This is a genomic window from Pseudocitrobacter sp. 73, from assembly GCF_008369545.1.
Lineage (GTDB): Bacteria > Pseudomonadota > Gammaproteobacteria > Enterobacterales > Enterobacteriaceae > Pseudocitrobacter > Pseudocitrobacter vendiensis.
Genome location: NZ_VTZO01000060.1, coordinates 1 through 9063, shown reverse-complemented (window position 1 = coordinate 9063; position 9063 = coordinate 1). Strand labels below are relative to the sequence as shown.

The window sequence follows — 9063 nt, the reverse complement described above, 5'->3', positions numbered from 1 at the left end:
GTTCATCAGGCGCGGAACTCATCAAGGCGCGGGAATAAAATCCCATTCAGACGCCGGATAGATTCAAGCAAGCCAACTTGTCGTCAAAATCGGTGTTGCAAAAACGGGAGTGACCATAGATTCCGTTTGCCAAGCGGCCCCCATATTGAATGGCTGACGGTACTGGATTTCGATGAGATAAAAATAGACCGTATTTTTATTGCCAATATTGATGACCCGGTGAAGCGAGCGCTACTTGTTTCTGTGGTGAAAGGGTTACGTGGTACTGGCAAACCACTGGTGTTTGAAGGGGTGGAAACGCCAGGACAGTTTGAATTCGTCCGTTCTCTTGGCCCCGGTTACCTAGTTCAGGGCTGGTATACCGGAAAACCCGAAACAATATCTGCGATGAATATTCAGGGTTAAAACGATACGGGGCCCGGCCCGTATCGGCAACCCGACCCGTCAGCGTATCGCTTTCTGTCTGAAGCCGGTTCAGGTCGGCTTCTATCTGCGCGATGCGGCGGGAGATTTATTCAGAACGACTGCCGAAGTTCATCCGGCGAATCTTATCCAGCTGCGCCTGCAGATGGTCTATTTCGCGCTCCCGGTCGGCCTGCTTTTCCAGCAGGGCGCGGTTCAGCGCTTCCTGTTCGGACAGGCGCTGTTTCAGCAGAAGGATGTCGTCAGGGGGAGGTGTTGTTCATAAGCCCGCATTTTACCAGGCTTATTCAACGACAACCAGGATAAAGAGGCCTACAACATGGTCAGGGACGTAAGCAGTCTTTTAGGCTGCCGCCAGTCGATGCCTTCCAGAAGCATTGCCAGCTGCGCCGGGGTCAGGAACACTTTGCCATCGCGGGCAGAGGGCCAGGCGAAGCGGCCGCGTTCCAGCCGTTTGGTCAGCAGGCACAGCCCGTCGCCGGTGGACCACAGCAGTTTGACCTTACTGCCGCTGCGGCCCCGGAAGATGAAGACATGGCCGGATATCGGGTCATCTTTCAGCATCGTCTGCACCTTTGCGGCGAGACCATTGAAGCCGTTGCGCATGTCGGTGATACCGGCAACCAGCCAGATTTTGGTGCCTGTTGGCAGGTGGTTATCACTTCCTTTATCTGTCCTGTGATGATCCTTATGACTTCGCCAGACTACTTCACCACACACATGGGTCTGCCAGATACCGGTTCGGGATGGATTTCCGCTTCTACGCTGAACACCGTCTTTAGAAGCTCTGGTTTCATCACTGCTTCCGGAGCACCTTGCGCCATCACGCGACCGCTTGCCAGTACCACCAGATGATCGCAATAGCGGCTGGCCTGATTCAGATCGTGGAGTACCGTCACTACGGTTTTCCCCTGCCTTTTGAGTTCAACCATCAGGCGCATCAGTTCAACCTGATGATTGATATCGAGGTAGGTCGTAGGCTCATCAAGAAGAATGAGTGGGGTATCCTGTGCCAGCACCATCGCCAGAAACGCACGCTGGCGCTGGCCGCCGGAAAGCTGGGTTAACCTGCGGTCAGCCAGATTGCGCGTCCGGGTCTGACTCATTGCCACGTTGACCCGCTCGTTGTCTTCCGCGGAGAGTCGCCCCCACAACGACAGCCACGGGCTGCGGCCGTAGGAAACCAGTTCCCGTACAGTGATCCCCTCGGGGGATAAATGGTGTTGCGGCAGTAAAGCCAGGCGGCGAGCCAGCTGGCGGGCGGAAAAACCGGCTATGGGTTTTTCATCAAGCAATATCTCGCCAGAGTCTGGTGTTAACAGGCGAGAAAAACAGTTCAACAGCGTCGATTTCCCGCAACCGTTAGGGCCGAGCAGGGCCGTGATTTTTCCGGCAGGCAGGGCGAGAGAAAGTCCATCCAGCACGGTTTGTGCGCCATAGCTGACGGTCAGATTTTCAGTACGTAATCTCATTTATCGCATTCTCACAAGCAGCCAGACAAACCACGGTGCGCCGATAATGGCGGTCAGCACGCCTGCCGGAAGCTCCAGCGGCGGATGAATGATTCGTGCCAGCAGATCGGCAATGACCAGCAACAACGCGCCCGTCAGGGCCGAAACGGGCATCAGCCAGCGGTGACGCCCGCCGGCGATCCTGCGCACCATGTGCGGCACGACGAGACCAATAAAACTTATCGGGCCACAGACGGCCACGCCGGTTGCTGTCATCGCGACAGCCAGCATCAGCCCCTGGAACCGGGTGCGCTGAACCGACACGCCGAGCGTGGCTGCTCGTGCATCGCCCAGCGCCAGCAGGTCGAGATCGCGACAAAAGCGCAGGCTCAGCGGCAAAAACAGAATGAGCAACGGCACGGCAATCTTCACAAAGTGCCAGTCGCGCCCCCATAAGCTACCCGTCAGCCACAGCAGGGCACTGTTTACATCCTGCGGGTGCAGGAGCATCAGGTAATCCGTCAGGCTCGCCCAGCAGGCGGAAAGCGCCACGCCGGTGAGCGCCAGCTTCATCGGCTGGTGGGTCTTTGCCAGCATCTTCAGCAAGATCAACCCCGCCATACCGCCCGCAAAGGCCAGCAGCGGCAGCACCATCACGGATAGTGATGGCATAAGAAGCAGTGCTCCCACAGAGGCAAGGCTGGCGGCATGGTTAATGCCGAGAATATCCGGTGATGCTAGCGGGTTACGCACAATCCCCTGTACCAGCACGCCCGCCACGGCGAGGGCTGCACCGACAAACAGTGCCAGCAGCAAGCGCGGCAGTCGGTACTCCATCAATACATAATAATGCTCGCGTCCGTCCTGCCAGTCGGTCAGCAGCGCGCGCCACGGCACGGGGATCACCCCCATATGGAGTGATAACAGCGCACAACCTGCCAGGGCAAGGGTGATGAAAATGACCAGCGCAATTTTCATCCTCGCCTCCTCACCAGCCAGACAAAGCAAGGACTGCCAATCAGCGCCAGCACTGCGCCTGCGGGCAGATCGCCGGGGAAGGCCAGCGCGCGTGCGAGTACATCTGCCATCAGCATCAGCGTGGCCCCCAGCAGCATGCTCACCGGCAGTACGTTGCGCTGATCGAAGCCTGCCCAGAAGCGCGCCAGATGTGGCACCAGCAGGCCGATAAACGCCACCGGACCTGCCACACTGACGCACGCGCCAACCAGAAGCAGCACTAACATATTGATGATCAAACGTAGTCTCGGCAGGTTCACTCCCAGCGTATGGGCGGTACTGTCGCTGACGTTGAGCAGGTTCAGTTGATTCGCCAGCAGCAACACGACAGGGACTGCAGTGACCACCACCGGCAAGAGCTGCCAGACATCCTGCCAGTGGGCGTGGGACACTCCGCCTGCCAGCCAGTAAAAGATGCCGTAAGCATGATCTTCGGCCAGCAGCAGGGTGATGCGGGTCAGGGCCATACAAAAGGCCGACAGCGCGATACCCGCGAGGATCAGTTTGTTTCTGTCCTGGGTATGACGAAACCCGCCTCCTGCGGTCATGACCAGCAGCCAGCTCACGCCGCCCCCGCATGCCGCGATGAACGACAGGGAATAGCCTGCAACCGGCGTCGGACTCAGCGCGCTGGTAAGCGCCATAGCCAGCGCCGCGCCGCTGTTAATGCCGAGCAGTGAAGGAGAGGCCATTGGGTTGTGGGTCAGGGTTTGCAGCAGCGTGCCCGCGAGCGCCAGGCTTGCGCCGATCAGAACGGCGACCAGGCTTCGCGGCAAACGAAGGTTTTGCACCAGCGCTTCTGGTAGCGTTGGCGTGTGTCCAGGCAGCAGGGCGCGGATTGCGTCTGCTCCGGAAACAGGAATGGCCGAGTAGCAAAACAGACTCAGCCAGAAAATAATAATAAGTACTGCAACGGGAAGCCCCCACAGCAGCACCGGGTGTTTTAGCGCGGTCATTTCACATCGGTAAGCGGCTGATGGTGGAAGATTTTTACCGTGTCAGCGGCAATACGCTCTGCGGCAAAAATACCGCGCATCCGCGCCCAGGCGTTACTGTCGACTGAAGCAACCTGCTGCTTCTGCGCGGCGGTTAATATCTGCCAGAGCGGATCTTGTTGCCAGCGTTTAACAATGCTCTCTTCGCGATAGTGGGCAACCAGCAGCCAGGCAGGATTGACCGCCAGCAGTTGCTCCAGGCCGATGGACGGCATGGACGCGCCCGCCATCGCAGCGGGAACGTTCAGCCCCAGAGAAGCCAGCACGCTGCCGGTCCAGGTCTCCTGGGTATGCAGGTTGAATAGCTGTTCGCGTGATGTGCCAAAGGCCACGCGTGTCCCTGTGGGAAGCTGGCTGGACCACTGCGCCATCTTCTCTTTATGTTGTTCCAGACGCGCCTGCATCTCTCGTTTTTTACCTACCACTTCGCCGATGATAGCCGCTGAGTGCAAATTTTCAGCGTAGGTTTCGTTGCGGGACTTAAGCAGCAGTACCGGCGCGATTTGCTGCAAGGCAGTGTAAATCCCCGCATGGCGACTGCTGTCGGCAATGATCAGGTCTGGTTTCAGGGCAGCAATGGCTTCCAGGCTCGGCTGCGCGCGCGTTCCGACGGACTGCCACGGTTTCAGGTGCGCACGCACTTCGGGCAGGATGCGTTTTGCATCGTTATCGTCGGCAATACCGATCGGGCTGACGTCCACGGCGGCCAGCGCATCGGCGAACGAGAGTTCCAGCACCACAATCCGTTGTGGCGTTTTATCGAGTGTAAACGTGCCGTGTTCGTCCTGAACCGTGGCGGCAAAGGCGTGGCCGATCACCAGCAGCAGGCCTGCAAAAAGAAAACGGATAAATGCCAACATAGTCACATTCCAGCTAAAAGCCCGGCAAGCCGGGCGTTAACACATCAGAACTTCAACGACCCCTGCATATACAGCGTGCGCGGCTGGCCTGCGTAGATGCCTTTGTTGTTGTCGTCATAAGAGCGGATGAAGTAGTCCTGGTCGAAGATGTTTTTCACACCGAACGCCAGGTTCAGATCTGCCATCTGCGGGCCAAAGTCATACGCCACGCGTGCGCCCCAGAGCATGAAGCCGGGAATGCGGCCGGTACTGCCGTCGGCGCTCTCTTTCACCGTATTGGCGTTATCCGCAAACTGGCTGGACTGGAAATCGCTGTTCAGATTGAACGTCCAGTTGCCCGGCTTGTAGTCCACGCCCAGCGTGCCTTTATGTTTCGGGGAGAATGGCACCTGATTGCCATAGGTGTCGCCTTTCTCGCGGATTTCCGCGTTCACATACGCATAGCTGGCGTAGACGGAAACGTTATCAAGCGTTGGCGTTAGCGTACCCAGGTCGTAACGTGCCTGCGTTTCCAGCCCGGTATGGCGCGTTTTGCCACGTGCAGTGACGGTGTCGTTGGTCTGGTTGGAGTCGTACTGATTGTTAAAGTTAATCAGGAACAGCCCCATTTCCGCCGTCAGCGCGCCGTCATCGTAGCGGGTACCGAGTTCCCAGGTTCGCGCTTTTTCCGGTTCCACATTGCCGCTTTGCACAGCCTTGCCAATCTGGCTGTACTGTACGGTGCCGAACGAGCCTTCAGTGTTTGCATAAAGATTCCAGCTATCAGTCAGGTGATAGAGCACGTTCAACGCCGGAAGCGGTGCGTTATAGCTCACCTCTTCGTGCGTGCCTTTGATGGCGTTGTTCTGGTATGACTCGATATGTTCGAAACGCATACCCGGCGTGATGGTCCAGTTGCCGATGTCGATTTTGTCATCCAGATACCAGGCGTGCGCCTCGGTGCCGGAACGCGTGTCGCGGTCGTAAGGGCTTGAGCCGGACGGCAACTGCCCGCTGCTGGTGGCGGTGTAGTAACGCATTTCATGCGTTGATTCATTCACATAGCGATAGCCCACGCCCACTTCGTGCGCGGAAGGGCCGATCATAAAGCTCTGGCTGTAGCGTGGCTCAATACCGCGCACCCAGTAGATACGCGGCGAGAGGGTGATGCGTTTGCCTTGCTCCAGGTAGCCGCTGCGCAGGGTTTGGGTGTAGAACCCCTGAATGTTGAATTTATGCTGGCTGTCCGGCTGGAACTGGTAGCCCAGGCTCGCCAGCTTGCGACGGCCCCAGAAGCGGTCATACGGGCGGGTGGATTGCCAGCGATCGGCGTCGTAATCCGCGCGGGACAGGCCGCCGGGCATGTCGGCTTCACCATCGTAATATTGCAGCAGGCTGTTGAAGGTGTGCACCTCATTCGGCGCATATTTGCTTTTCAGCATCAGGTCGTCGATGCGGGTGGCGCTGTGCTCGCGCCAGTCACTGCCGCGCGTGCCGGAGTAGAGCAGCGCGGTGCCAAAACCGTTGTCCGCTGTGCCGCCCACCATCAGGTTGTGCGTCTCTTTCGGGTTGTTTTGTGAAGAGGTTGGGCTGAGCTGACCTTCCACCCCCGCCTCGATACCAAAGTCCTGCGGAATGGCGCGGGTAACAAAGTTCACCACGCCGCCCACGCTCTGCGGTCCGTAACGCACCGCACCACCACCGCGCACCACGTCAATGGCATCCATGTTGCCGAGCGAAACGGGAGCCAGTGAAAGCTGCGGCTGACCGTAAGGGGCAAAGGGGACGGGGATGCCGTCCATCAGGACGGTCGAGCGGCTGGCGAGGCGTGGGTTCAGGCCCCGGATGCCAAAGTTCATCGCCAGGTCGTGGCTGCCGGTGCCGTTGTTTTCCGGCGCGCTGACGCCAGGGATGCGGTTAAGCACCTCACGCATGGTGGTTGCGCCGGTTTTGGCGAAATCCTCACGGCGGATCACGTCACGCGCGCCAGCATGTTCAAATACGTCGTTTTCACGCGCATCGCCCAGCCAGTCGCCGACCACGGTCAGGGCATCTTCTTTTGGCGCGGGCGCGGTCTCCAGCGTCCAGCTGTTATTTCTCAGCGGTTTTACCTGCAGTCCGCTGCCGTCCAGCAGTTGTTGCAGGCCGCTCTCGACGTCGTAATCTCCGTGCAGGCCGTTGCTCTGCTTGCCGCGCGTCAGGCTGGCGTCAACCGAGAGGGTAATTCCGCTGTGTGCGGCATACTGATTGAGCGCTTTGTCGAGCGATCCCGGTGCGATATCAACCTGTGCAGCAAAAGCGGAAAACGAGAGACCGGCCAGCGGCAGCAGGCTCAGGCGAATGGCGTTAACCAAAGGTGTTGTTTTACGAAAAACGCGTAACGGCGTCATACCTTCTCCATCATCATTTTTGTTGTGTTCAGCTATGAGTCGAACGAGAAGGGTAAAAAGGACAATCGAAATGAGAATTATTTTTCTTACAGCGGTGAAATGTTTATCCAGTACCGCGTAATAGACTGAATTTTAACGGGAAGCGTTTGAGCGATAACGTTCAGGATCGCATCGGTATTTTTCAGCGGGAACGTCCCGCTCAGGCGCAGCCCGGCAACGGCGGGATCGCAGCGCAGCACGCCGTTGCGGTAACGGCTTAGCGTGGCTATCACCTCACCCAGCGGTTTATCGCTGAAGCTCAGGATGCCCTTCGTCCAGCTTGTACTCTCGTCATCCAGCGGTTTCACTGCGCCAAACTCAGAGGCGCTGAACTGCAGGCTTTCACCAGCGTTCACGATGCGTTTTTGCGCGGGGGCACTGGCGAGAAGCACTTCCACGGCGTGCTGCTGCACGTCAAGCTGCGTGAAATTATCCTGCTGGCGGACGGTAAATTCTGTCCCTAAAGCGGTGAGTTGGCCCTGACGGGTCAGGACGCGGAAGGGGCGTTGCTGCGCATCTTTCGCGGTAGTAATGGCGATTTCACCGTACCAGAGCCGGACGGTGCGCTGATGCGCATCAAAACGCACATCCGCCGCGCTTTGGGTATTCAGCGTGAGCAGGGAGTCATCTTCCAGTTGCTGACGGCTGACTGCGCCTTTGGCGGTGCGGTAATCTGCCCGCAGACCTTCGCCGGTTTCCGACTGCCAGAGTTGCCAGCCTCCGCCAGCGCCGAGCAACAGCAGTAATCCTTTCATCACGTGACGGCGGGTGAGGCGGGTATCGTGCAGCGCCCGGCTGGCAACGTCGCCAGGCACACCGCCAAGCTGGTTGCGCAGGTTTTCAACCTGCTGCCAGGCCCACTGGTTATCCTGATCCTGTTCATACCACTGTTGCCAGCGCGCTTCCTGTTGTGGGCTGACGCGCTCGCCGCTTAGCACGGCATACCAGTGGGAAGCTGAACGCAGCGCCTGACGGCGGGAATCGGTTAACGAAGGATTCATAACCCATGCTCCAGACGAAACAGCAGGCAGTGCTCGACGGCTTTCGCCACGTATTTTTTCACGGAGCTGACGGAAACACCGAGTTTGTGCGCAATCTCGCTGTATGTCAGGCCATCCAGTTGCGAAAGCAGAAACGCTTCACGTGTTTTTCCGTTTAGCCCGTCCAGCATGCTGTCGACGAGTTGTAGGGTCTCGAGCTGGCTTTCGCGTTCCTCAGGTGAAGGCGCTACCCCCTCCGGCATAAGCGCCAGCATCTCCAGATACGCTTTTTCCAGCGCGTTTCGGCGAAACAGGTCCACCATCACGCGTTTGGCGATAGTGCACAGGAAAGAGCGAGGATCGCGGATCGTCGAGAGCGTTTCGCTGCTCATTACCCGCAAAAAAGTGTCCTGGGCAATGTCATCTGCATCAAAGGCAGACTGGAGTTTGCGCGTCAGCCAACTTTTCAACCAGCCGTGATGGGTGCCATAAAGCGACTCGAACGTTAAGGAAGCTGTGGAAGTGGCACGGTCAGACATGCGGAGTGCATCAAAAGTTAATTATCACGTAGCCATATTAATATGAGAATGGTTATCATTACAATTGGAAATAAAATTGTTTCCAATAAACATTTTTAACATGTTGTTTTTCTAAGTGTTATAAGGTAGGTATAAAATGGGATGGATCCTCTGCTTCTGGCATCTGTCGGTCAGAATGACATCATGATGTGGTCTGCTATTATTGACATCCTCCCCGCCCTTTAGGGCGGGGAGGATGTCAACTATGAGTGTTGCCTGAAATGTCGCCAGCCCCCGGTACAGCAGAAGTATCTCGGGCTTTCTGCGTTTGCTCCTGGTGGGTATGGCCCCCGCAAGCGGGGGTTATTGCTAACTGGGTAATGACTCAAAATTATTGATAGTGTTTTATGT

Annotated in this window: 9 protein-coding genes and 1 pseudogene; 1 reads left to right on the top strand and 9 read right to left on the bottom strand. The window is 57.5% G+C overall.

The window, feature by feature from the left end:
• The coding region (locus F0Q32_RS25470; RefSeq protein WP_251842010.1) for an EAL domain-containing protein at positions 1-405 on the top strand (405 nt) is incomplete at its 5' end.
• Between the two features lie 22 nt (positions 406-427).
• Here the strand turns inward: F0Q32_RS25470 and F0Q32_RS25465 are convergent.
• From F0Q32_RS25465 to fecI, 9 genes and pseudogenes are all read right to left on the bottom strand, one after another.
• A pseudogene (locus tag F0Q32_RS25465) lies at positions 428-686 on the bottom strand (IS66 family transposase); the annotation flags it as partial.
• Between the two features lie 49 nt (positions 687-735).
• Entirely contained in the window at positions 736-1074 is a 339-nt protein-coding gene (gene tnpB / locus F0Q32_RS25460) for an IS66 family insertion sequence element accessory protein TnpB (RefSeq protein WP_028018554.1), read from the bottom strand.
• Between the two features lie 53 nt (positions 1075-1127).
• Positions 1128-1895: a Fe(3+) dicitrate ABC transporter ATP-binding protein FecE gene (gene fecE, locus F0Q32_RS25455; protein WP_004152282.1), complete on the bottom strand. Its 768-nt coding sequence runs from the start codon at positions 1893-1895 to the stop codon at positions 1128-1130.
• The gene (gene fecD / locus F0Q32_RS25450; RefSeq protein WP_004118246.1) at positions 1896-2852 is read right to left on the bottom strand and encodes a Fe(3+) dicitrate ABC transporter permease subunit FecD; all 957 of its coding nucleotides are present in this window, start codon (positions 2850-2852) and stop codon (positions 1896-1898) included. It lies immediately after the preceding gene.
• Positions 2849-3847: an iron-dicitrate ABC transporter permease FecC gene (gene fecC / locus F0Q32_RS25445; protein WP_004118243.1), complete on the bottom strand. Its 999-nt coding sequence runs from the start codon at positions 3845-3847 to the stop codon at positions 2849-2851. The genes fecD and fecC overlap by 4 nt, the downstream gene beginning before the upstream one ends.
• Positions 3844-4746 (bottom strand): Fe(3+) dicitrate ABC transporter substrate-binding protein FecB, encoded by a 903-nt coding sequence (fecB, locus tag F0Q32_RS25440; protein ID WP_007898890.1) that lies wholly within the window; start codon positions 4744-4746, stop codon positions 3844-3846. The genes fecC and fecB overlap by 4 nt, the downstream gene beginning before the upstream one ends.
• A gap of 44 nt (positions 4747-4790) precedes the next feature.
• Positions 4791-7115, bottom strand: a complete 2325-nt coding sequence (gene fecA, locus F0Q32_RS25435; RefSeq protein ID WP_022652364.1) for a TonB-dependent Fe(3+) dicitrate receptor FecA — start codon at positions 7113-7115, stop codon at positions 4791-4793.
• An 86-nt stretch (positions 7116-7201) separates the two neighbouring features.
• Complete coding sequence (fecR, locus tag F0Q32_RS25430; RefSeq protein WP_023304425.1) at positions 7202-8155, bottom strand: ferric citrate uptake sigma factor regulator FecR; 954 nt, start codon at positions 8153-8155, stop codon at positions 7202-7204.
• Complete coding sequence (gene fecI / locus F0Q32_RS25425) at positions 8152-8673, bottom strand: RNA polymerase sigma factor FecI (RefSeq protein WP_016151347.1); 522 nt, start codon at positions 8671-8673, stop codon at positions 8152-8154. Before fecI ends, fecR begins: the two co-directional genes overlap by 4 nt.
• Positions 8674-9063 lie beyond the last annotated feature (390 nt).

Bases quoted from the DNA above. Each gene is read 5' to 3' on its own strand.
- fecC (WP_004118243.1), bottom strand. From the start codon at position 3,847: ATGACCGCGCTAAAACACCCGGTGCTGCTGTGGGGGCTTCCCGTTGCA.
- fecA (WP_022652364.1), bottom strand. From the start codon at position 7,115: ATGACGCCGTTACGCGTTTTTCGTAAAACAACACCTTTGGTTAACGCC.
- fecB (WP_007898890.1), bottom strand. From the start codon at position 4,746: ATGTTGGCATTTATCCGTTTTCTTTTTGCAGGCCTGCTGCTGGTGATC.
- fecI (WP_016151347.1), bottom strand. From the start codon at position 8,673: ATGTCTGACCGTGCCACTTCCACAGCTTCCTTAACGTTCGAGTCGCTT.
- fecE (WP_004152282.1), bottom strand. From the start codon at position 1,895: ATGAGATTACGTACTGAAAATCTGACCGTCAGCTATGGCGCACAAACC.
- fecD (WP_004118246.1), bottom strand. From the start codon at position 2,852: ATGAAAATTGCGCTGGTCATTTTCATCACCCTTGCCCTGGCAGGTTGT.
- fecR (WP_023304425.1), bottom strand. From the start codon at position 8,155: ATGAATCCTTCGTTAACCGATTCCCGCCGTCAGGCGCTGCGTTCAGCT.